The sequence below is a fragment of the Streptomyces sp. NPDC050759 genome, from assembly GCF_044456945.1.
In the GTDB taxonomy this organism is placed as follows: Bacteria; Actinomycetota; Actinomycetes; order Streptomycetales; family Streptomycetaceae; genus Streptomyces.
Genome location: NZ_JBITGI010000016.1, coordinates 39,217 through 61,012 on the forward strand (window position 1 = coordinate 39,217; position 21,796 = coordinate 61,012).

The following is a 21,796-nucleotide window of genomic DNA, read 5'->3' on the forward strand; positions in this document are numbered from 1 at the left end:
CGACTCACACCTTGTTCAGCACCGCGGGCCGACGCGAGGCGATGACCCGCCTGGCCAGCGAGCGCGGGCTGGTCAGGAAGCCGTAGCCCCAGCACATGTGCATGGTGGCGAGGGCCACCGGGATCTGGAGCCGTGCCTTCAGCGGGAGCCCCTTGCCCGCGGGCAGCGAGCCGAGGACTATCGCCGCGAGGTAGCCGCCGGGGACGACGAAGCCGAGCGGGGTCAGCGCGGCGCCGACCACGATTCCGGCCGCGATCGCGCACACCGCGGCCGGCGGGGCGAGGTAGCGCAGGTTGATGGAGCCCTCGTGGTAGCGGGCGACGACGTGCCGCCAGCGGCCGTAGTCCTTGTACTGCTTGGCGAGGGCCTTCACGCTCGGCCTCGGGCGGTACGACACCCTGAGCTCCGGCGAGAACCAGATCAGCCCGCCGGCCTCACGGATCCGGAAGTTGAGCTCCCAGTCCTGGGCGCGGATGAACTCCTCGTTGTAGCCGCCCTGTTGCTCCAGCGCCTCGCGACGGAACACGCCGAGGTAGACGGTCTCGGCCGGGCCCGCCTCGCCTCCCGTGTGGAAGGACGCGTTCCCGACGCCGATCTTCGAGGTCATCGCGGCGCCGACCGCGTGCTCCCAGTCGTTCTCGCCCTCGGCGTGCATGATGCCGCCGACGTTCTGCGCGCCGGTCTCCTCCAGGAGCCGTACGGCGGTCGCGATGTAGTTCGGCGAGAGCATGCCGTGCCCGTCGACGCGGACGACGATCGGATGGCGGGATGCCTTGATCGCGGCGTTGAGGGCGGCGGGGGTGCGGCCGGTGGGGTTCGGGACGGTGTGGACGCGCGGGTCTTCCTGTACGAGCTCGGCGGCGATCTCGTCCGTGCGGTCCGTGGACGGACCGAGGGCGATCACGACCTCCAGCTCGCCGGCGTACTCCTGCGCGAGGATCGCTTGAACGGCTCCGCGCAGATGCCGCTCCTCGTCGAGGACGGGCATGATCACAGATACGGCGGGGAGCTGCACGTCGGGCTTGGCGTTCATAGGGAGCACACGTTACCGCGAACGGGGGACACCTCCGCGCCCCGCCCGGGGCGGTGCCGGTCGTCGCAGATCGTATGGGCCTACGGTGCTCATGATCCCTCGTTCGGCTGCCCTCGCGGAGGTGTCCCCCCATGCCCAGCACGCCGCCCCGCCCCTCCGCCGCCCGCCCTCGCCCCCCGCAGCGCCGGCCCTCCCGGCCCCCCGTGCGACGCAAGCGGCCCCGCTGGGGCATGCGGGCGGCGACCACGCTGTCCGTCGTCGTGCTCGCCTCCGCCGGGATCGGGCACGCGGTCGTCACCAGCCTCGACGCGGACATCGCGCGGGTGGACCCCTTCAAGGACATGAAGAACCGGCCGCGCGCCGGAGACGGCATGAACGTGCTGCTGGTCGGCACCGACGGCCGCGACAAGATCACCGAGGCCGAGCGGCAGAAGTACCGGCTGGGCGGCGAGCCCTGCCACTGCACCGACACGATCATGATCGTGCACATCTCGGAGGACCGGGAGCGGGCGAGCGTGGTGAGCCTGCCGCGCGACTCGTACGCGATGACGCCCGCGCACGTCGACGCGACCACGGGCGAACGCCACCACGGGCACCCCATCAAGATCAACGCGGCCTACGCGGAAGGCGGGCCCCAGCTGACGGTCCGGACCGTCGAGAACATGACCCATGTGAAGATCGACCACTATCTGGAGGTCGACTTCACCAGCTTCATGAAGACGGTGGACGTGCTCGGCGGCGTCGAGATCTGCAACGCCGACCCGCTCAAGGACGCGTACACCGGCCTCGACCTCGCGGCCGGCCGGCACCGGCTGATGGGCGGGCAGGCCCTGCAGTACGTCCGCTCCCGGCACGCCGACGGCTCCTCCGACCTCGGCCGGATGAAGCGGCAGCAGCGCTTCCTCGCGGCGCTGATCGACCGGGCGACCTCGTCCGGCATCCTCCTGAACCCGATGAGGTTCCGCGACGTGACCCGGGCCGTCCTCGGCTCCGTACGCGCCGACAAGGGCTTCGGCACGGACGAACTGCTCGGTCTGGGCCGGGCGATGCGGAACTTCTCCCCGTCCTCCTCGGAGTTCACGACCGTGCCGATCGAGGAGATGGGATACGCCGTCAAGGGCGTGGGGTCGACCTTGAAGTGGGACCCCGTGAAGTCGTCGCGGCTCTTCAAGTCCCTGCGCGAGGACCAGCCGCTGGCCGCGTACAAGCCGAAGAACAAGGCGCTGCTGGTCCCGGTGGCCCCGCAGCAGATCCGCGTCCAGGTCGAGAACGGCACGGCGGCGGACGGACTCGGCAAGCGCGTCGACGCGGCGCTGGCGTCGACGGGGTTCCGCACGACGGGGTTCCCGGTGAACTCCGCCGACCGCACGCTGAAGCGCACGGTCGTCGCCTACGACCCCCGCTGGGACCGCTCCGCCCGCTCCCTGGCGGCGGCCCTGCCCGGCAGCGAGCTGCGGGCGGTGAAGGGTCAGGGGGCGGTGCTGAAGGTGATCGCGGGCGCGGACTTCGAGCGGGTACGCAAGGTACGGGCCGAGGACGAGCTCCAGGGGGAGTTCGGGGTGGTCACGGGGGACGAGGTGGGGTGTGTGTAGGGGGACGAGGTGGGGTGCGTGCAGGCGGACGAGGTGGGGTGCGTGCAGGCGGAACCACGACCCCGGCCGGGGCTGATCCGGGCCGCCGCCCCATGGGCCCGGGCCAACGCCCGATTGCGTCAGTTTTGTGGCGGTCGGGGCCGGACGGGCGTAGGACGGAAGGGCACGGGGCCCGCCCGGGCTCCCGCGTCCCCCAGGAGGAGCCATGACCCAGGCCGAGAGCATGTCCGCGATGAGCAAGGAGATGCAGGACTGCGTGGCGGCGTGCATGGAATGCCACAGCGTCTGCGAGGAGACCATGAGCTCCTGCATGCAGATGGGCGGCCAGGCGCAGATGCAGATCATGCGCGCGCTCATCGACTGCGCCGAGATGACCCGCATGTGCGCGGACATGATGATGCGCCGCTCGCCCCTGTCAGCGGAGATGTGCGCGATGTGCGCCAAGGCATGCGAGATGTGCGCCGAGGCGTGTATGTCCATGCCGGACGACGCCCAGATGATGCGCTGCGCGGAGGCGTGTCGTCGCTGTGCGCAGACCTGTCAGGCGATGTCGGGGATGGCGATGTGACGCCGGCCGGCTGACCGGATCAAGGGCGCCCTGCGGGGTGCCCTTGATTGGCGTAGTGCCCTTGATCGGGGGCCCTTGATGGGCGTAGTGCCCTTGATCGGGGGGCCCTTGATGGGCGGGGTGGGCAGCCCTGCCGGAGTGCCCCTGATCGGCGGGGGCGGGCACCCTGCCGGAGTTGCCCCTGATCATCGGGGTGCAGACTGCCGGACATGACCTCGCCCGAGAACACGACGCCGCCCTACACGGACGAGCGGGGACGGCCCGCGGACCGGCTCTTCCGGCCGCCGCCGCTGCCCCCGGCGACGGACGCCACCGAGGCCTTCGACGCCGCCGAGCGGGAGATGTGGCGAGGCCGGACCGAGGCCTATGCCGGGAGTTTCGCGCGGCTGTGCGCCCACCCGGTGGAGGCCCTGCTCGACGCGGCCGGAGTGGGTGAGGGGACGCGGGTCCTCGACGTCGGCACCGGCACCGGTACGGCGGCGGTGGCGGCGCGGGCGCGCGGTGCCCGGGTGAGTGCCGTGGACGCCGACGCCGGGATGGTGGCGGCGGCGCGTGCCCGCGGGCTCGACGCGTGCACCGGTGTATTGCCCGAACTCCCTTACCCAGACGGCGAGTTCGAAGCCGTCGTCGGCAACTTCGTCCTCAACCATGTCGGTCGCCCCCGTGCCGCCCTCGCCGAACTCCACCGCCTGCTGCGCCCCGGCGGCCGGATCGCCCTCACGACGTGGAGCGCACGGCGCGGCGCGGGACAGGACCTGCTGGGCCGCGCCTGCGAGGCGGGCGGGGCCGTGGCGCCGGCCTACCTCCCGCGGCTGGATCCGGCGCAGGACTGGCCCCGTACGGCGGACGGCCTCGCCGAACTGCTCGGCGGGGCCGGATTCATCGAGGCGGAGGCGGCCGAACTCACCTGGGAGCACCGGGCCGGAGTCGAGGAGTGGTGGAGCGCCGCCGTGGGCGGGGTCGCCACGATCGGACTGATCGTCACCTCGCAGGATGCGGGGACCGTCGTACGGATCCGGCGGGAGTACGACCGGCTGTGCGCCGAACACACGGTGGCGGAAGGGCAGTTGGCCCTTCCGCACATCGCGCTGCTCGGTTCGGGACGGCGGACTTGAGGACCCTGGCCCTCAGTTGCCCGAGACGGTGACCTTCTCGTCGTTCTTCAGCTCGTCGACCAGGGTCTTCACCTTGGCCTTGTCCCAGACCAGGTTGCCGCCCGTGGAACCGGAGATCGGCATGTTCATGGACGTGCCGTCACCGCCGTTGACGCCCTTCATCGCCCAGAACATCTTGCCCAGGTCGTACAGGCCCATGTCCTTGTCGACGATCAGCGAGTCCAGGCCCGCGCCCATCGTCGGGTAGAGCTTGAAGGGGTTCAGGATGGTGCTCGGGGTGGCGACCTGGTTGGCGAGCGCGTTCAGGAACTTCTGCTGGTTCTTCGTGCGGTCCAGGTCGGAGCCCGCGAGCGCGTACCGGGTGCGGACGAAGGCGAGGGCCTGGTCGCCGTTCAGGGTCTGCTTGCCGGCCGTGAAGTTCGCACCGGACTTGGTGTCCTTCATGCCGCCCTTGGGGATGTCGATCTCGACCCCGCCGACCGCGTCCACGATGTTCGCGAAGCCGGCGAAGCCGATCTCGACGTAGTGGTCGATCTTCAGCCCGGTGTTGTACTCGACCGTGCGCACCAGCAGCTCGGGGCCGTCCTCGGCGTAGGCGGCGTTCAGCTTCACGTGCCGGCCCGTGCCCTTGTAGGTCTTGCCGGACTCGGAGCCCACGAAGGTCGGGATCTCCACGTCCGAGTCACGCGGCAGCGAGATCAGCGTGTCGCCGTTGCTGCCGGTGTGCAGGATCATCATCGAGTCGGTGCGCTTGCCCGCGGCGGAGCCGGTGTGCAGCTGCTTCTTCTGCTCGGACGAGAGTCCGGCGCGGCTGTCGGAGCCGACGATCAGGTAGTTGGTGCCGTCGCCCTGCTCCGGCCGGTCGATGACCTTGGACAGGTCGACCTCGCGGTTGAGCTTGGAGTCGGCCCAGAAGTAGGTCGCGACGGTCGTCACGATCAGCCCGGTGATCACGACGATCGCGGTCCACTTGATCCGCTTGCGCCAGTTCGGCGCGGGCCGCGGACCGCGGCCGCTGCCGCCCGGCTCGGCGGGGCCGCCGTAGCCACCGCCCCCGCCAGGGGCGCCGTAGACCTGGCCGGTGTTGTAGCCGCTGTCGTAGCCACCGCCGTGGCCCCGGCCGTCGACGTACGACGGCTGCTGGGGCACGCCGTTGCCGTACGGCGGCGCCGACTGCCCGGGCGCCCCCTGACCGCGGCCGACCTGCCGCATCACGCGGGCGCTCTCGGGCTGTGCGCTCGCGCTGCCGCGTCCGTACCGGTCACGGTTGTCGCCGGACCATCCCTCGGGCCAATCGTTCATGGGGCCCAGTGTGCAGGTACCGGCTGTGCCCTATACAAGGGTCGTCGGAAAATCAGGGCACCGCTGTTGCCAAGCTGACACAAATTCCGCGATTGTCATCACGGCATAAGGTGGAGGCCATGACAGACCAGGCCACCGTCGCGCAACCGGGTACTCCGGAGATCCCGGGCAAGCCCACCTCGGCGTCCCGCACCACGCTGAGTCACATCATGACCCAGGCCGACACCAACCTCCTCGGTACCGTGCACGGCGGCGTGATCATGAAGCTGGTGGACGACGCGGCGGGCGCGGTGGCAGGCCGGCACAGCGGCGGGCCCGCGGTCACCGCCTCCATGGACGAGATGGCGTTCCTGGAGCCGGTCCGGGTGGGTGACCTCGTCCATGTGAAGGCCCAGGTCAACTGGACCGGCCGGACCTCGATGGAGGTCGGTGTGCGGGTCCTCGCCGAACGCTGGAACGAGTCCACGCCCGCCACCCAGGTCGGCTCCGCCTACCTCGTCTTCGCCGCGGTCGACGCCGACGGCAGGCCCCGCCGGGTCCCGCCGGTGCTCCCGGAGACGGAACGGGACGAGCGCCGCTACCAGGAGGCCCAGATCCGCCGGACACATCGACTGGCGAGGCGCCGGGCGATCCTGGAGCTGCGGGAGAAGCGGGCGGCGGAGGGGTTCGAGGACTGAGGCCGGGAGCGAGGGGATCTCGCCGCCTGCGTCGAGACAGCCCCCACCCCGACCACCATCCACATACGCGACTCCAAGAACCCGACCGGCCCCCACCTCGCCCTCGGGCCCACCGCCTGGGGGACTTCGTGTCGTACGCGGCGCGGGCAGCGCGCTGAAAAGCCCCGGCCCCATCGGACCGGGGCTTCCTCCGCAGCTCGCTACGGCAGGTTGCGGGCCATCACGATCCGCTGGACCTGGTTCGTGCCTTCGTATATCTGCGTGATCTTGGCGTCGCGCATCATCCGCTCCACCGGGTAGTCCCGCGTGTACCCGTACCCGCCCAGCAGCTGGACCGCGTCCGTCGTGACCTCCATCGCCACGTCCGAGGCGAAGCACTTGGCCGCCGCGCCCTGGAAGGTGAGGTTCTTGTCGAGGCGCTCGGAGGCCGCCGCCGCCTGGTACGTCAGGGCGCGGGCCGCCTCGATCTTCATGGCCATGTCGGCGAGCATGAACTGGATGCCCTGGAAGTCGGCGATGGCCTTGCCGAACTGCTTGCGCTCCTGGACGTAGCCCTTGGCGTAGTCGAAGGCGCCCTGGGCGACGCCGAGGGCCTGGGCGGCGATGGTGATGCGGGTGTGGTCCAGGGTCTTCATCGCGGTGGCGAAGCCGGTGCCCTCGTCGCCGATCATGCGGTCGGCGGGGATGCGGACGTTGTCGAAGTAGACCTCGCGCGTGGGCGAGCCCTTGATGCCGAGCTTCTTCTCCGGGGCGCCGAAGGAGACACCCTCGTCGGACTTCTCGACGACGAACGCGGAGATTCCCTTGGAGCGCTTGGTCGGGTCCGTGACCGCCATCACCGTGTAGTACTCGGACTCGCCCGCGTTGGTGATCCAGCGCTTCACGCCGTTGAGGATCCAGTGGTCGCCGTCGCGGACCGCCTTGGTCTTCATGCCGGCGGCGTCGGAGCCGGCGTCCGGCTCGGAGAGGGCGTACGAGAACATCGCGTCGCCCTTGGCGAGCGGCGACAGGTACTTCTTCTTCAGGTCCTCGGAACCCGAGAGGATCACCGGGAGCGAGCCCAGCTTGTTCACGGCGGGGATGAGGGAGGAGGACACGCAGGCGCGGGCGACCTCCTCGATGACGATCACCGTGGCCAGCGCGTCGGCGCCCGCGCCGCCGTACTCCTCGGGGACGTGCACGGCGTGCAGGTCGTTGGCGACCAGCGCGTCCAGCGCCTCGCGCGGGAAGCGGGCCTCCTCGTCGACCGCGGCGGCGTAGGGCGCGATCTTCGCCTCCGCCAGCGAGCGGATGGCGTCCCGGAGCATGTCGTGCTCCTCGGACGGGCGGTACAGGTCGAAGTCAGCCGATCCGGCCAAGGTCTCTCACGCTCCAAGGACGCTGCAGTGCCTGTGCTAATTACCGTTAAGTAACTCAAATTTTAGGGCCCGGCCCACGGGAGTGATACGTGAGCTTGGCGACAGCGGGAAAACTGCCCGTCAGACGCTCCGACTATGCTCGGGCGCGCACTGGCCCGTCCCCCTTTCTGGAGTCTCCATGGCCCTCAAGATCACCGTGATCGGTACCGGCTACCTCGGCGCCACCCACGCCGCGGCCATGGCCGAGCTCGGTTTCGAGGTGCTGGGGCTCGACGTGGTGCCCGAGAAGATCGAGATGCTCCAGCGGGGCGAGGTCCCCATGTACGAGCCGGGTCTCGAGGACCTGCTGCGCAAGCATGTCGCCGGGATCGAGGGCTCCACCGGCCGGCTCCGCTTCACCATGGACTGGGAAGAGGTCGGCGCCTTCGGTGACGTGCACTTCGTCTGTGTGAACACCCCGCAGCGGCACGGCGAGTACGCCTGCGACATGTCGTACGTCGACTCCGCGATCGCGTCCCTCGCCCCTCATCTGACCCGCCCGGCCCTCGTCGTCGGCAAGTCGACGGTGCCCGTCGGTTCCGCCGACCGGCTCGCCCGCTACCTGGCCGACCACTCCCCCGCGGGCGCCGACGCCGAGCTGGCCTGGAACCCGGAGTTCCTGCGCGAGGGCTTCGCGGTGGACGACACGCTGCACCCCGACCGGATCGTCGTCGGCGTGCGCAGCGAGCGTGCGGAGAAGCTGCTGCGCGAGGTGTACGCGACGCCGCTCGGCGAGGACACGCCGTTCGTGGTGACCGACTTCCCGACCGCCGAGCTGGTGAAGACGTCCGCGAACTCCTTCCTGGCGACCAAGATCTCCTTCATCAACGCGATGGCGGAGATGTGCGAGGCCTCCGGCGGCGATGTCGCGAGGCTCGCGGAGGCCATCGGCTACGACGACCGGATCGGGAAGAAGTTCCTGCGGGCCGGGATCGGCTTCGGCGGCGGCTGTCTGCCGAAGGACATCCGGGCCTTCATGGCGCGTGCGGGTGAGCTCGGCGCCGACCAGGCGCTGACCTTCCTGCGCGAGATCGACTCGATCAACATGCGCCAGCGCGGCCAGATGGTGGAACTGGCCCGGCAGATACTGGGCGGCGGACCGTTCCTCGGCAAGCGGGTCGCGGTGCTCGGCGCCACCTTCAAGCCCGACTCGGACGACGTCCGGGACTCGCCCGCGCTGAACGTCGCCGGGCAGATCCACCTCCAGGGCGGCCAGGTCACGGTCTACGACCCGAAGGGCATGGACAACGCCCGCCGTCTGTTCCCGACCCTCGTCTACGCCGACACCGCCGTGGACGCGGTCCGGGGCGCCGACGTCGTGCTCCACCTCACGGAGTGGCGGGAGTTCCGCGAACTGGACCCGGCGGCCCTCGGCGAGGTGGCGGCGGCGAAGGTCGTCCTGGACGGGCGCAACGCGCTGGACCCGGTGCTGTGGCGCAAGGCCGGGTGGACCTACCGGGCGATGGGCCGGCCCACCGCCTGACCACCGGCGGCACCAGGGATCCGGGCCGGGGGGCCGCCTGACACCGGCAGCACCGAAACCGCGGCGCGGCCCACCGCCTCGACACAGTCAGCACCGACACCCCGACACGGCCCACCGCCTCGACACAGTCAGCACCAACACCCCGACACGGCCCACCGCCCGACACAACCAGCACCAACACCCCGACACGGCCGGCACCGGAACATCAGTGCAACCAACCGCCTCGACCGCGGCGGTGTCAGCGTCTACGGCCCGGACGTACCGGGCGTGGGCAGCGTCAGCGCGCGCTTGATCGCCCTGGAGACCTGCTCCGAGCGGTCGGGGAGCTGTCTGGCGGTCCAGAGCGCGGCCTGGTGGAGGAAGGCGGCCACCTCGTGTTCCGCCTGGGTGAGCAGGCGGCGCAGTTCGGGCACGGAGACCTCGATCACCGGACTCGCCTCCGCGTCGCTGTCCACGGTCAGGCGGACGGTTTCGCCGTACCGCTCGGCCACGGGTGACGGGTTGTGGCCGAAGCCGGCCCAGCCGTCGCCGTCGAGGACCTCCCACCAGTCGCCCCGGTCCTCCAGCCCGCTGCAGCAGCCCGGCACCAGGACCGCGCCGGTGGCCGTGTCGGTCACCCGGAGGCCGCCCGAGGCGAAGAGCGGATCCATCGTCAGCAGCCCGTGCAGGAAGCCGCCGAGCGGGTCGGCGGGGCGCGGCGGACGGTCGTCGTCGGGGTCGAGGTCGTTGCAGGAGGCGAGGGCCATCACCGCGGTGCCGATCTCGTCTTGGGTGAGTTCTCCACCGAGCGGCAGGAAGGTGTAGGGCTCGGCCGCGGCGACCGGCCACAGGTCGAAGCCCTCGGGAGCGCAGATCTCCAGGACGGGCCGCACGGTGATCATCCACGCATGATGCCGTACGAGTGCGGCCGCGTTCACGTCAGAATTCGGTGCGGATGTCGCTTCTGGCGTCGCCCACGACGACGTGGCTGTCGTACAGCCCCCCGCGGGCCGTCCGGCGCCAGGGGCGGGCGCGGCGGAGGGCGATGTCGATGTCGGGGTCCTGGGTGTCCGGGTCGATGTCGGCGACGGCGAGGCCGGGCCGGTTGCCGACGGGGCCGGTCGCGAGGCGTCGGCCGCCGGGGGCGGTGATCGTGGCGGGGGCGGTCGCTCCGAACTGGGCCGGGACGGCGTAGCCCACCCAGTACGTGTAGAGGGTCGCGTAGGCCTGCGCGAGGACCGCGCGGGCGGCGTCGTAGACCATGACGGAGAGCAGCACCCAGTCCACGTCCAACCGCTCGTACTCCGCGAACAGTTCGGGGAAGTTCGCCTCGATGCACAGCGCGACACCGAACCGGACGCCGTCGACCTCGAAGACGAGGGGGGCCGTGCCGGGGGTGTACAGGTACGAGACCTCGGTGTGCGACAGGTAGCGCATGTCGTAGCGGCCGACGAGCTCCCCGGTGTCCGAGACCACGTACAGACTGTTGTGCGGGCGGTGCGGCCAGGTCAACGGATGCGGTGCTCCGAAGGCGACCCACAGGCCCAGTTCTCCGGCCAGATCGGCGACGGCCCGTGCCTCGGCACGTACCGACGTCCCAGTCGCCCCGGCTCCAGTCCGCGGCGGCGAGCGTCCCCTGAGGGCCGGACGACATCACGTGCTTGCCGGGGTAGGTGATCGCCCTCTCCGGGAACTGTACGAGCGTCGCTCCGGCGGCCCGCGCGTCACGGGCATCAGGCCGCGGTTCTCCGCGCCGCCGCCCGCAGGTTCCCGGGGTCGGTGGGATCTTCCATGACCGTGCTCCTCCCCGGCGTGAACGCCGGAACCTCCTCGCGAGAAGCAGGTGAATCAACGTCCTCAGGGGCGCCGGCAATGGGGCCGTGCGGGGTCTCGGTGCTGTCCGGGACGCGATGTGGTGACGGGCTCGGACCCCTTTGGTCGGCGGCCTCCTGTTCGGGGTTCACCCGCCCGTCCACGGCTGCGGCAAACCTACTCTGACCTGGTGTTTTTCGGGATTTCCCCTACGCTGGCGAGGTCTGTCGGGCGGCATCGCGGGAGGATTTCGTGAGCGGGGAAGCCAGCAGGTACGACGCCAGTCGGATCGAGGTTCTGGAGGGGCGGCAAGCCATCCGGAAGCGGCCCGGGATGTACGTCGGCTCCGTCGGCGAACGCGGCCTGCGGCAGCTGGTGTTCGAGGCCACCGACCGCGCCGTGGCCGAGGTCCTGGCCGGCCGCGCCACCCACGTCGACGTCACCCTCACCGCCGACGGTGGCGTGCGGGTCGCCGACGACGGACCCGGTGTCCCCGTCGAGGCCGCGGGGCACGTCGGCGGCCCCGGTCTCGAGAGCCTGCTGACCCGACCCGTCACCGGGGCGGACCCCGGCGGTCGCCACTCGGTGACGTCGGGATTCGTCGGTGTCGGCCCCTGCGTCACCAGCGCCCTGTCGAGCAGCCTGAGGGCCGAGGTGCGGCGTGAGGGGGTGCTCTGGGTCCAGGAGTACGTCCGCGGCGCCGCGGTCACCGCACCTGTCGCCGCCGGACCGACGACCGGAAGCGGGACCACCCTCGCTTTCCGGCCGGACGACGGCATCTTCGAGACGACGGAGTTCTCGTTCGCCGCGCTCGAGGAGCGCTTCAGGGAACTGGCCTTCCTGAACCGGGGCCTGGACATCTCGCTGACCGACGAACGCACTTCGGGCGTGCCCCGTTCGGTGCGGTTGCGATTCCCTGACGGTGTGCGGGAGTTCGTCACCTTCCTCGATGCGGAGGCGGGGCCGCCCCTCCATCCGGACGTCATCCGCTTCGAGCGAGAGGACCCGAAAACTGGGGCGGTGGAGGTGGGTTTGCGGTGGTGTAGCTCCCGCCAGGAGCGGATCCGGAGTTTCGCCAACAGCCGGCCCACCCCCGAGGGCGGCACGCACACGGAGGGCTTCCGCGGGGGAGTGGCCGCCGCGGTCAACGCGTATGCGCGCAAGCAGCAGTTGCTGACCCCGGCCGATCCCGATCTGAGCGCCGAAAGGATCTGTGCGGGCCTGACGGCTGTCGTGTCGGTGAAGTTGGACGAGCCCGAGTTCCTCGGCGCCACATGCGGCGCGCTGGGCAACGTGACCGTGCGCTCCGCCGTCGAGGAAACCGTGCGGAAGCACCTGGGAAGCTGGCTGGACGAGCAGCCGGAGCAGGCCGCGGCCCTCGTCGGTCGGCTTCTCTGATATTTCGTCGGGACCTTACGCATTGGCATATGCCTGCCCTCCCCGGAATCCTCAACACGAGTTCGATTTGCATTCGAGCACGGTGCGGAATCGACCGTTCTCACAGACCACGCCCCCGCAATGGAGAGGTAGGCAACCATCGGTTAACCGGTGCGTATTGATGCGGAATCCGCTCTCCACTCCACTGTTCGTCATCGGCCGCGTTCTTCGGTCGGATTGAGCTGAGCATGTCAGGAGTGAGTCATGCCCTTGTTCCGCAGGGCGACGGGTGTCCTTCCGCGTGACCACCGCGACGAACTGGTCGCCGGGGCGCTCGTCGGCACCGTGGTGATCGTGCTGGGCTACGCGTCGGGCATCGGCGCCCCCGCTTCCGGCGCGGCCGAGGCCGCTCCCCCGGTCACCCCGCCCGCGGCCACGGCACCGGCGACGACTTCCCCGGGGAGTGGTCAAGGCCCGGTGGGCTCAGGGGAGTTGCCTTCGTACGGCGGAGTCGGCGGAGTCGGCGGCGGCCTCGGATACGGCGGCGGGGGCGCGGTGACCGGTACGGTCCCCATCGGCTCCGGTGGTGGCCAGGGGGGCGGGCACGCCGGCCACGGCACCACGCCGGTCCCGGGCACCGGCTCGCCCACGCCCACCCCCGCGCCCACCTCGCCCACGCCCTCCCCCTCGGGCACGGACAGCTGCGCGGACGGTGAGGTGAAGCTCGTACAGCCGCTGCTCGTCGGGGTCACCGACTCCGTCCTCGGCCTCCTGGACGCCCCGGCGGCGACCCCGTCCCCGTCGCCGACCGCCTCCCCCTGCGTCGGGCTCGCCCCCGCCTCGAGCCTCCTGGGCGGCATCCTCGCCCCCGCCTCCGCCTCCCCGCAGCCGGAGGCGACCCCGTGACGACCCTGCGCCGGACCCTGCTCCTCCTCGCCGCCCTGCTCTGCGCCCTGTTCGGCGCGGTCCAACCGGCCTCCGCCCACACCCAGTTGGTGAGCTCCTCCCCCAAGGACGGGGCAGACCTGAAGAAGGCGCCCGGCAGCCTCGTCCTCACCTTCGACGAGGCCGTCGACCTGGCCGACGTACGGGTGCTGACGGTGGACGGCGACCGGCTGCCGGTGTCGCATACGGCGAAGAAGAGTGTCGTGCGGGTCGCTCTCAACAGCCCGGCGGACGGGAGGTTCGCCGTCGTCTGGTCCGTCGTGGACGAGGAGGACGGGCACGCCTCCTCCGGCCGGATCAGCTTCACCGCCGGCACGGCCGCCACCAGGACCGGCGGCGACGAGGCCCCGGCTGCCGCCCCCGCGCCGTCCCCCTCGGTGCGCAAGGGCCTCGTCGCCGTCCGCTGGACCGGATACCTCGCGCTGGCCCTGTTCGTCGGCGGGCTCGCGTTCGTCGCGCTGCTGTGGCCGGGCGGCACCCGGGAACCGCGGGCCCGGGCGCTGCTGGGGCTCGCCTGGACGGGCGGGCTGCTGGCGACCGTGGCGGCCGTCGGGCTCCAGGGCGCCTACACCTCCTTCGGCGGGCTGCGGGACGCGCTGCGCCCGGCGACCTACGCGGACATCCTGGCCACCGAACCCGGCATCGTGCTCGCCGCACGAGGGCTGATGTGGGTGCTCGCGGCCGTGGTGCTCAGCGCGCTGCTCCAGGGCGGCGCGGCCACCTCCCGCTCGCCGGGCTGGCGGGTGGGCGCCCTCGCGGTGACCTTCGGGCTGCTGCGCACGACCGGGATGACGGGCCACAATTCCGAGGGCAGTGAGCCCACTTGGGGTGCCGTCGCCGACTTCGTGCACCTGCTCGGGGCCGCGCTGTGGATCGGCGGGCTCGCCATGCTCGCGCTGGCCGTACTGCCGCGCCGCCGGGCCGCGGAGCTGGCGCGGGTCGTGCCGGGCTACTCCAAGCTCGCGGCCGTGAGCGTCACGGCCATCGTCGGCGCCGGGCTGGTGCTCGCCTGGCAGGTGGTGGGGTCGTACGGCGCCCTGCTGCACACCTCGTACGGGCATCTGCTGCTCGTCAAGACAGCCGTCCTCGGGGGCGTCCTGGTGGCCGCGTACGCGAGCCGCCAGTGGGTGCGCACCCGCCTCGATCTCGCCGTGCTGCTGCGCGGCGACGCCGCCACCGTGCGGCCCTTCGGCTACTCGGTCGCGGCTGAGACGGGGCTGGTCCTCGTCGTCCTCGCCGTGACGAGTCTGCTGGTCACGGCCGATCCTGGCCGCTGAACTCCATGGGAAACAACTCCCTGGGAAACAATAGGAGTTGAAGTGAAAAGAAGCGATGAGACCGGCGAGCGGCGGCTCGAGCCGCCGACGGCCAAGGCCGGTAGGTCCGGGGGCCGGTCCCTGCTGTTCGTGGGGCTCGGTGCGGCACTCGCGGCCGTGCTCAGCCTCGGACTGCTGAACGCGGCCTCGGGTTCGACGAGTTCCTCGCAGCAGACCGCGGGCGCGGCTCAGGCGCCCGCTGCCGCCGCTGCCGAGGTCCAGCCCGCCGCGGCCGCCAAGCCGGACTACCAGGTCGACATCATGAGCTACAAGTTCGGCGACGGTAAGCAGCTCGTCGTCGAGGCCGGCCAGACCGTCCAGTGGACCAACCACGACAGCGCACCGCACACGGTGACCACGACCAAGGCCCCGGTGGCCTTCGACTCGGGGACCCTGAAGCAGGGCCAGTCGTGGTCGTACACCTTCACCAAGGTGGGGACGTACGAGTACTACTGCGCGGTGCACCCGGACATGGTGTCGTCCGTGAAGGTCGTCGCCGCGTCCGGCGGTGGCGGTGGCGGTACGACGCCCGCGCCCACCCCGACCGCGACGCCGACCGGCACGCCCACGGCCACTCCTACGGCCACCCCCACCTCGACGCCGCCCACGGGTACGCCCACCGCGCCCCCGACGGCCACGCCGACCTCCGGTGGTGGCTCCGGCTCCGGCGAGCAGTGCGCCAGCATCAACAACGAGCTGCTGCCGATCCTGCAGCACCTCTACGCGGCGCACCTTTCGGAGTCGCCGGGCCAGCAGGTACAGGACGCGCTGGCGCTCGACTCGTACCTCAAGATGCACACGGTGTGGATCGAGTCCATCCTCAAGCCGGCCGTCAGTGACGGTGGTTCGGTGGCCGACGACACCCTCACCGTGCTGCTCCAGCACATCTACTCGGCACACCTGGAGGAATCGCTCGGACAGCAGGTCACCGACCTGCTCGACGTCGACAGCTACGTGAAGATGCACACCGTGTGGGCCGGGCACATGCTCAAGCCCACCACGGACTTCCTCACCGCCAGCTGCTGACGCGTCCCGCGCAAGGGTGGACGCCGCTCCGGCCGGGGCTCAGCCGGCCGGAGCGGCGTCCATGCCCCATTCTCCACACCGCCACCACATTTCGGGAACCGCTTTCCAAGGAGTTCGGGATGACAACCGTCACCCTGCCCACCGTTCCTCCGCCCCAGCGCTACACCGTGGCCCCCGGCCGCTCGCTCACCGAACTCACCGCCTGGTACGGACCGTTGCCGCTGCGGCGGCGACGGATACCGCTCGCCGAGGCGTCCATGGAGATGTCCCCGGACGCCGAACAGCCCGCGTTCCGCTTCGCGTTCGACGACCGTGAACTGCGGGCCGTCCTCACCTCCGAGCGGGTCGACACTGTGCCCGGCGACCGGCTCCAGGTCACCGGCGACCTCGCCCTGAACGACGTCGCCTTCCCCGTCCTGCTGCGGCTGCGGGTGGTCGAGCGCGAGGAGAACCGGCTGCTCGTCGTGGGCGCGGCCAAGCTGCCGTACCGGCTGCTGCGCCGGGCCACCGGATTCCGGCTGCCCTGGCGGATTCCGGCCACGCGCCTCAGGCTGCTCGTCGCGGCGGAGTTCGCATGAGGGGGGTACTGCGGGCCGCGGCGGTGCTCGCGCTGCTCGTCGTGGGGATGCTGCCGTACGGTCACGAGGCGTCGGCGGCGACTTTCCAGGTGGCGATGAAGGGGTACGCGTTCTCGCCGGCGTCCTTGAGTGTGCCCGCCGGGTCCACGGTGACGTGGACCAACTACGACACGGCACCGCACGACGTGAAGACCACCTCCGGCCCGCTCGCGATCCACTCCCCCATGCTCAACAAGGGTCAGAGCTGGAGTTTCACGTTCACCACGGCCGGTGCCTACGGCTATGTCTGCACGGTCCACCCGGACATGACCGCGGGCATCACGGTCCGGGCGGCGGCTCCGGCGCCGACCCCGGCGGCACCGACGCAGCACGAGCACACGCAGCCGTCCACGAGTCAGCAGGAGCACTCGACGATGCCGGGCATGACGACGGGCCGCAGCGCTGCGGCGCCCCGTGCCGGCTCCTCGCCCTCACCCACGGCGTCCCAGGCGGCCGTACCGCCGACGGCGCCGTCGCCACAGGCCTCGCAGGCGGCGCAGCCGGCCGCGACCCAGGCGTCCGCGTCTCCGGCCCGGCCGCTGGATCCGCTGCTGGTCCTGGCCGGTCTGGTCGCGGGGGTCGCGGTGCTGTGCCTGCTTCTGGTGGGGTCGCGGGCGGCGGCTTCGGCTCCGCGGGGAGGAGAGGAGGGCGTGTAGGTCGGGTGCGGCGCCGTCGTGGCCGCTCGCGCAGTTCCCCGCGCCCCTGGAGGGCGCGGAGCTGTGTCGACATGCGGCTCCGCGTGAGCGCGACCGGCTCCCCCACGGCGCCGCACTCCTAAGGCGCCCCCTTCCCCCGATACCTCCGCATCTTCGCCCGTGCGCCGCACACCTGCATGGAGCACCAGCGCCCCCGGCCCGCCGGGCTGCGGTCGTAGTACGCCCAGTGGCAGTCCGCCGCCTCGCAGGCCTTCAGCCGCGTCCAGGTGCCGGCGATCAGGGACTCCGCGACGGCGGCGGCGACACGGGAGAGGAGCGGGCGGGGGTCGGCGGGGGCGAGGGCGGCCGAGCCGTCCGACGCGGCCACCGTCAGGACCAGCGGCGCGGCCGCCAGCAACTCCCCCAGCGGCGTCACCGCGCGATGCGGCGGATGCCCCGCGTGGGCCAGCAGAGCGACCCGCAGCGACTCCCGCAGCTCGCGCGCCTCCGCGACCTCGCCCTCGGCGATCCCCAAGCGCGCCCGTCCCTCCGCCGTGTCCAGCGAATCGGCGCCCGACTCCAGATCCACCGTGTTGACCAGGGCCTCGACCAGGTCAAGGGCACCGGGCGCGGGCGATCGCTCACTCATGGCTGCACGCTACCTAGCTAGTTAATCCCCTTGCGAGGTTACCCCCAATACGGGAGCATGCAGTAACGGTTACTGGTTACCAGGCTCTACAGGTAACACCGCTTCTAGGAGTTCAAGGAGGAAGCCATGGCCATCGCCGAACTCGGAGTCGTCGTACTGGACTGTCCGGACCCGCGCGCGCTCGCCGGTTTCTACGCCGGCGTCCTCGGCGGCACCGTCGAGGGCGAGGGCGACTGGGTGGACCTCAAGACCGCGGGCGGACCGTCGCTGGCCTTCCAGGCCGCCCCCGGTTTCGTACCGCCGAAGTGGCCCGCCCCCGACGCCTCGCAGCAGTTCCACCTGGACCTGACCGTCGAGGACCTGGACGCGGCCGAGAAGGAGGTGCTGGCGCTCGGGGCGAAGCCGCTGGACTCCGAGGACCGCTCCCGCACCTTCCGTGTGTACGCGGACCCGGCGGGGCACCCGTTCTGTCTCTGCGCCTGCTGAACCGCCGGTCCAACCAGGAGGAGCTCTCGTGACTGTCGCACGCTTCCGTTCCGTCGTGATCGACTGCCCCGATCCCCGCGCGCTCGCCCGTTTCTACGCCGGGATCGTGGGCGGCACCCCGGAGGACGACGACCCCGAGTGGGTGGTCCTGCGTGTCCCCGGCGGCCCCCGGCTGGCCTTCCAGAGCGCACCGGGGCTCACCCCGCCGGAGTGGCCGCGGGCGGACCGCAACTCCCAGCAGTTCCACCTCGACTTCGACGGCGGGACCACCTGGGAGGAGATCGACGCGGCCGAGGCCCGGGTGCTGGAGCTGGGTGGACGGCCACTCCACGCGGAGGACAAGGAGGACTTCCGGGTGTACGCGGACCCCGCGGGCCACCCCTTCTGCCTCTGCCGGATCGACCCCGTGTAGCACCGCCGGCTATCTGTCGGGCTCGGCGATGCCTCCTGTGCCGGGCCGATCCCGTGCGCCGCCGCCCGCCGAGTCCGGCGATGCCACCTGTGCTGGACCGACCCCGTGCCGCACCGCCGGCCATCCGTCGAGCTCGGCGACGCCGCCACTGCCCGACGGAACCCGCGCGGCAGCGCCGCCCGCTATCCGTCGAGCTCGGCGATCTTCGCCGTCGACGGCTCGCGCCGTAGCTGCGTCGCACGCGCGGTGAAGTCGGACTCGCGTAGCACCCGCTGGACGTTTCCCCAGGTCAGCAGCGCGAGGTCGGCCTCCTCCCAGCCGCGGCGCAGCAGCTCGGCTACGAGGTGGGGGTAGCAGGCGGCGTCGTCGAGCTCCTGTGGGTGGGCGATGCCGGCGTCGTAGGTGCCGGACAGGCCCACGCTCTCGGCGCCCGCGACCGCCCGCAGGTGGTCGAGGTGGTCGGCGACGTCCCGGACCGTCGGGCCGGTCTGCTCGGCGGTCAGCGGCACCATGCACAGTCCCCGGGCGGCGCCCAGCTCGGCGAGCAGGTCGTCGGGAAGGTTGGCCGGGTGGGGGCGCAGGGAGCGGGCGGCGGAGCGGGTGAAGAGCACGGGCGCCTTGGCCACCGCCAGGGTCCGCCGAATGGTGGCCTCGGAGGCGCCGGAGAGGTCGGCGAGGACTCCGAGCCGGTTCATCTCGCGCAGCACCTCCTCACCGAACCGGGTGAGCCCCGCCTCGCTCGCCCAGGACACCCCGGACAGGGTGAGGACGCGCAGGCCCAGGGTGTGCAGGGAGCGCAGGATGCCGAGCGAGCCGCCGAGCGCGGCGGCTCCGGCGGGGCCGAGCAGGACGGCGACGCGGCCGCAGTTGCGGGCGTCGGTGGTCTGTCCGGCGCTGCAGGCCAGACGCAGGCCCTCCGGGTGATTCCGTACGACCGTCTTCACCAGGTCGAGCTGTTCCAGGGTGGCGCCGACGGCACGGTCCCCGTCGAGCCCCTCGGGCAGGTGCAGCGACCACATCAGGGCGCCGACGTGGCCCTCCCTGAGCCTGGGCACATCCGTGTCCACGGCACTCTCGCCGACCTCCAGGTCGAACCAGGGCAGATGTCTCAGGGCCCAGGGCAGTCCGCTGTAGCCGTCGGCGACGGGGTGCGCGGCGAGGATCGCGCGGGCACGGTCCAGGGGCTCGCTGTCCGGGTCGGAGACGGGCGTGTACAGCTCCGGCACGGCCTCGAAGAGCCGGGGCAGCTCTCCCATCTCGGCCGTGGGGGGCAGTTCGTCCTGGAGGTCTGCCATGACGGGCTCCGTACGTCGTGATCTTCCTCATCGCCGTACGGCCACCGTCGCACGGAGCGCGGGGGGCTTCCTGGTGGGCGGGGCGTTCGGGGGTACGGCGGCGTCAGTGCCGCGTGCCGCCTCGATGACGCCGTCGAGGGTGTCCCGGGACCGCTCCGGATCGGCGATCGTCCGGTCGATACGGGCGCGCTCCGGCCGGGAACAGCTCCTGGATCCGTACGACCGGGTCGACCGCCTCGGGGCAGTCCTGGTGCCACCGCGCGGGCGGTCGGCCCGCAGCAGCCCTGGGTCTCCCAGTAGCGCATGAGCGCTCCGGCGGGGACCGGTGTCCGAGGTACGAGGGCGGGGGGGCGGCCACGCCGCCCCCCCCGCCCCGGACACTCAGCCGTCGAGCTCGGAGAGGGTCGCGTTGGACGGCCCGCGCGTCGCCTGGAGCTCCCGTGCCACGTCCTCCGCCGCGCCCAGCACCCGGACCGCGTTCTGCCAGGTCAGCTTGGCCAGGTCGGGCTTCGACCAGCCGCGGTCCAGGAGTTCCGCGATCAGGTTCGGGTAGCCGGAGACGTCGCTGAGGCCGTCAGGGGTGAAGGCCGTGCCGTCGTAGTCACCGCCGATGCCGAGGTGGTCCACGCCGGCCACCTCGCGCATGTGGTCCAGGTGGTCGGCCACCGTCGAGACCGTGGCGACCGGGCGCGGGTTGCGCTCCTCGAAGGCGCTGTGCACCTTCATCGCCTCCGGGGTGGTCGCGAGGTGGTGGAAGCCGTGCTCGCGCATGTTCTCGTCGGCCGCGGCCGTCCAGTCGACGGCGGCCTGGAGGACGAACTTCGGGACGAAGGTCACCATCGCCATGCCCCCGTTGGACGGGAGGCGCTCCAGGACGTCGTCCGGGATGTTGCGCGGGTGGTCGCACACCGCCCGCGAGGACGAGTGGGAGAAGATCACCGGCGCGAGCGAGGCGTCGAGCGCGTCGCGCATGGTCGTCGCCGCCACATGCGAGAGGTCCACGAGCATGCCCTCGCGGTTCATCTCCCGGACCACCGCACGGCCGAAGGCCGACAGACCCCCGACGCCGGGCTCGTCGGTCGCCGAGTCCGCCCAGTCCACGTTGTCGTTGTGGGTGAGGGTCATGTAGCGCACGCCGAGCGCGTACAACGCGCGTAGCGTGGCGAGGGAGTTGGCGATGGAGTGGCCGCCTTCGGCGCCCATGAGGGAGGCGATACGGCCCTGGGAGCGCGCCGCCTCCATGTCGGCGGCCGTCAGCGCGGACGCCAGCGCCTGCGGGTACCGCGCGATCAACTGCCGTACGCAGTCGATCTGTTCGAGCGTCGCCGGCACCGCGTCCGGCAGGTCCGAGCGGACGTACACCGACCAGTACTGCGCACCGACCCCGCCGGCCCGCAGCCGCGCCAGGTCGGTGTGCAGGTGGGCCGACTGGTCCGTGGCGATGTCCCGCGCGTCGAGGTCGTAGCGGACCTGTTCGCGCAGCGCCCAGGGGAGGTCGTTGTGGCCGTCGACGACGGGGAACTCGCGAAGGAGTTCCCGGGCGCTCTCCAGCGGTCCCACGGCCGTCACTTGCCGAAACCGAAGCCGTTGGAACCCTCGACCTTGGACCGCAGGCGCTTGCCCTTCTCGGTGGCCTGGTCGTTGAGCTCCTGCTGGAACTCCCGCATCCGGCCGAGGAGTTCCTCGTCGTGCGCGGCGAGGATCCGGGCCGCGAGCAGCCCGGCGTTGCGGGCGCCGCCGACGGAGACGGTCGCGACCGGGACACCGGCCGGCATCTGCACGATGGACAGCAGCGAGTCCATGCCGTCGAGGTACTTCAGCGGGACCGGGACGCCGATCACCGGGAGCGGGGTGACGGAGGCGAGCATGCCCGGCAGGTGGGCTGCTCCCCCGGCCCCGGCGATGATCACCTTCAGACCCCGCTCGGCCGCCTGCTCGCCGTACGCGATCATCTCGCGCGGCATGCGGTGCGCGGAGACGACGTCGACCTCGTACGCGATCTCGAACTCGTCGAGGGCCTGGGCGGCGGCCTCCATGACGGGCCAGTCGGAGTCCGACCCCATGACGATGCCAACAACGG

The 21,796-nt window shown here is 71.6% G+C and carries 23 protein-coding genes; 14 read left to right on the forward strand and 9 right to left on the reverse strand.

The annotated features are described in order from the left end of the window. Positions 1 to 4: 4 nt before the first annotated feature. A complete protein-coding gene (locus tag ACIBJB_RS36165; RefSeq protein ID WP_398937153.1) occupies positions 5 to 1,033 on the reverse strand; it encodes a glycosyltransferase family 2 protein in 1,029 nt (342 codons plus the stop codon). 131 nt (positions 1,034 to 1,164) lie between these two features. Here ACIBJB_RS36165 and ACIBJB_RS36170 point away from each other — a divergent pair, with 131 nt between their 5' ends. From ACIBJB_RS36170 to ACIBJB_RS36180, 3 genes are all read left to right on the forward strand, one after another. Then, on the forward strand, positions 1,165 to 2,625 hold the full coding sequence (locus ACIBJB_RS36170) for an LCP family protein (protein WP_398937156.1): 1,461 nt from the start codon (positions 1,165 to 1,167) through the stop codon (positions 2,623 to 2,625). Between the two features lie 205 nt (positions 2,626 to 2,830). Then, positions 2,831 to 3,193: a four-helix bundle copper-binding protein gene (locus ACIBJB_RS36175; RefSeq protein WP_398937159.1), complete on the forward strand. Its 363-nt coding sequence runs from the start codon at positions 2,831 to 2,833 to the stop codon at positions 3,191 to 3,193. A 341-nt stretch (positions 3,194 to 3,534) separates the two neighbouring features. Beyond that, complete coding sequence (locus ACIBJB_RS36180) at positions 3,535 to 4,308, forward strand: class I SAM-dependent methyltransferase (RefSeq protein WP_398937465.1); 774 nt, start codon at positions 3,535 to 3,537, stop codon at positions 4,306 to 4,308. A 12-nt stretch (positions 4,309 to 4,320) separates the two neighbouring features. Here ACIBJB_RS36180 and ACIBJB_RS36185 read toward each other — a convergent pair whose 3' ends face one another. Beyond that, positions 4,321 to 5,610: an LCP family protein gene (locus ACIBJB_RS36185; protein WP_398937161.1), complete on the reverse strand. Its 1,290-nt coding sequence runs from the start codon at positions 5,608 to 5,610 to the stop codon at positions 4,321 to 4,323. Positions 5,611 to 5,729: 119 nt separating this feature from the next. Between ACIBJB_RS36185 and ACIBJB_RS36190 the strand changes: the two genes are divergently transcribed. Continuing rightward, positions 5,730 to 6,287 (forward strand): acyl-CoA thioesterase, encoded by a 558-nt coding sequence (locus ACIBJB_RS36190; RefSeq protein ID WP_398937163.1) that lies wholly within the window; start codon positions 5,730 to 5,732, stop codon positions 6,285 to 6,287. A gap of 63 nt (positions 6,288 to 6,350) precedes the next feature. Continuing rightward, entirely contained in the window at positions 6,351 to 6,587 is a 237-nt protein-coding gene (locus ACIBJB_RS36195; RefSeq protein WP_398937468.1) for a DUF397 domain-containing protein, read from the forward strand. Here the strand turns inward: ACIBJB_RS36195 and ACIBJB_RS36200 are convergent. After that, entirely contained in the window at positions 6,488 to 7,645 is a 1,158-nt protein-coding gene (locus ACIBJB_RS36200; RefSeq protein WP_398937165.1) for an acyl-CoA dehydrogenase, read from the reverse strand. The two genes, ACIBJB_RS36195 and ACIBJB_RS36200, sit on opposite strands and share 100 nt — an antisense overlap. A 178-nt stretch (positions 7,646 to 7,823) precedes the next feature. Here ACIBJB_RS36200 and ACIBJB_RS36205 point away from each other — a divergent pair, with 178 nt between their 5' ends. Further along, positions 7,824 to 9,167, forward strand: a complete 1,344-nt coding sequence (locus ACIBJB_RS36205; protein WP_398937167.1) for a UDP-glucose dehydrogenase family protein — start codon at positions 7,824 to 7,826, stop codon at positions 9,165 to 9,167. 245 nt (positions 9,168 to 9,412) lie between these two features. Here the strand turns inward: ACIBJB_RS36205 and ACIBJB_RS36210 are convergent, their stop codons facing one another. Then, positions 9,413 to 10,048: a hypothetical protein gene (locus tag ACIBJB_RS36210; RefSeq protein WP_398937169.1), complete on the reverse strand. Its 636-nt coding sequence runs from the start codon at positions 10,046 to 10,048 to the stop codon at positions 9,413 to 9,415. Between the two features lie 37 nt (positions 10,049 to 10,085). After that, on the reverse strand, positions 10,086 to 10,706 hold the full coding sequence (locus ACIBJB_RS36215; RefSeq protein ID WP_398937470.1) for a carbon-nitrogen hydrolase family protein: 621 nt from the start codon (positions 10,704 to 10,706) through the stop codon (positions 10,086 to 10,088). A gap of 504 nt (positions 10,707 to 11,210) precedes the next feature. Here ACIBJB_RS36215 and ACIBJB_RS36220 point away from each other — a divergent pair. From ACIBJB_RS36220 to ACIBJB_RS36245, 6 genes are all read left to right on the forward strand, one after another. Further along, on the forward strand, positions 11,211 to 12,356 hold the full coding sequence (locus tag ACIBJB_RS36220) for a DNA gyrase subunit B (RefSeq protein WP_398937171.1): 1,146 nt from the start codon (positions 11,211 to 11,213) through the stop codon (positions 12,354 to 12,356). Between the two features lie 243 nt (positions 12,357 to 12,599). Then, a complete protein-coding gene (locus tag ACIBJB_RS36225; RefSeq protein WP_398937173.1) occupies positions 12,600 to 13,241 on the forward strand; it encodes a hypothetical protein in 642 nt (213 codons plus the stop codon). Then, positions 13,238 to 14,557: a copper resistance CopC/CopD family protein gene (locus ACIBJB_RS36230; protein WP_398937175.1), complete on the forward strand. Its 1,320-nt coding sequence runs from the start codon at positions 13,238 to 13,240 to the stop codon at positions 14,555 to 14,557. Before ACIBJB_RS36225 ends, ACIBJB_RS36230 begins: the two co-directional genes overlap by 4 nt. Positions 14,558 to 14,599: 42 nt before the next feature. After that, positions 14,600 to 15,622, forward strand: a complete 1,023-nt coding sequence (locus tag ACIBJB_RS36235; RefSeq protein WP_398937178.1) for a plastocyanin/azurin family copper-binding protein — start codon at positions 14,600 to 14,602, stop codon at positions 15,620 to 15,622. A gap of 119 nt (positions 15,623 to 15,741) precedes the next feature. After that, complete coding sequence (locus tag ACIBJB_RS36240; protein ID WP_398937180.1) at positions 15,742 to 16,200, forward strand: hypothetical protein; 459 nt, start codon at positions 15,742 to 15,744, stop codon at positions 16,198 to 16,200. Continuing rightward, positions 16,197 to 16,895: a cupredoxin family copper-binding protein gene (locus ACIBJB_RS36245; RefSeq protein WP_398937183.1), complete on the forward strand. Its 699-nt coding sequence runs from the start codon at positions 16,197 to 16,199 to the stop codon at positions 16,893 to 16,895. Before ACIBJB_RS36240 ends, ACIBJB_RS36245 begins: the two co-directional genes overlap by 4 nt. A gap of 118 nt (positions 16,896 to 17,013) precedes the next feature. Here ACIBJB_RS36245 and ACIBJB_RS36250 read toward each other — a convergent pair whose 3' ends face one another. Further along, positions 17,014 to 17,523, reverse strand: a complete 510-nt coding sequence (locus tag ACIBJB_RS36250; RefSeq protein WP_398937185.1) for a CGNR zinc finger domain-containing protein — start codon at positions 17,521 to 17,523, stop codon at positions 17,014 to 17,016. 126 nt (positions 17,524 to 17,649) lie between these two features. On the opposite strand from ACIBJB_RS36250, the gene ACIBJB_RS36255 reads away from it, so the two are divergent. Beyond that, positions 17,650 to 18,009: a VOC family protein gene (locus tag ACIBJB_RS36255; protein WP_398937187.1), complete on the forward strand. Its 360-nt coding sequence runs from the start codon at positions 17,650 to 17,652 to the stop codon at positions 18,007 to 18,009. Between the two features lie 28 nt (positions 18,010 to 18,037). Beyond that, complete coding sequence (locus tag ACIBJB_RS36260; RefSeq protein ID WP_057611570.1) at positions 18,038 to 18,421, forward strand: VOC family protein; 384 nt, start codon at positions 18,038 to 18,040, stop codon at positions 18,419 to 18,421. Between the two features lie 182 nt (positions 18,422 to 18,603). Here the strand turns inward: ACIBJB_RS36260 and ACIBJB_RS36265 are convergent, their stop codons facing one another. From ACIBJB_RS36265 to purE, 3 genes are all read right to left on the reverse strand, one after another. After that, entirely contained in the window at positions 18,604 to 19,716 is a 1,113-nt protein-coding gene (locus tag ACIBJB_RS36265; protein WP_398937189.1) for a dipeptidase, read from the reverse strand. 381 nt (positions 19,717 to 20,097) lie between these two features. After that, entirely contained in the window at positions 20,098 to 21,285 is a 1,188-nt protein-coding gene (locus tag ACIBJB_RS36270) for a dipeptidase (RefSeq protein WP_398937191.1), read from the reverse strand. Beyond that, entirely contained in the window at positions 21,282 to 21,779 is a 498-nt protein-coding gene (purE, locus tag ACIBJB_RS36275; protein ID WP_057611575.1) for a 5-(carboxyamino)imidazole ribonucleotide mutase, read from the reverse strand. The genes ACIBJB_RS36270 and purE overlap by 4 nt, the downstream gene beginning before the upstream one ends. Positions 21,780 to 21,796 lie beyond the last annotated feature (17 nt).